At 57.3% G+C, this 293-nt stretch carries 1 protein-coding gene; it reads left to right on the top strand.

Annotation, left to right across the window (positions count from 1 at the left end):
- Nucleotides 1-293 (top strand): DUF4277 domain-containing protein (locus tag J9889_RS23130; protein ID WP_210558355.1); only part of this gene is annotated, 293 nt, incomplete at both ends.

Below are 293 nucleotides of genomic sequence, written 5' to 3' on the forward strand. Positions count from 1 at the left end.
CAGGAACTGGGCATTGCCCGCATGATCGATGCCTTGCTCCCCAAAACCCCGCCTTTCAAGGTCTCACATGGTGAAGCCTTGGTCGCCATGATAGTGAACGGCCTCGGCTTTCACAGCAGCACCCTGCACATGTTCCCGCAATTCTTTGCTAACAAGCCGGTTGAGCGCCTGATTGGCCCCGGGATCTGTGCTGATGACCTCAATGATGATGTGCTCGGTCGCTGTCTCGATGCCCTCTTTGAGGCCGATGTCAGCGCCTTGTATCAGGTGATGGCGGCGCAAGTTGTCGAGCG

Source organism: Aeromonas sp. PrichA-15 (assembly GCF_017939245.1).
Classification (GTDB): Bacteria; Pseudomonadota; Gammaproteobacteria; order Enterobacterales; family Aeromonadaceae; genus Aeromonas; species Aeromonas caviae.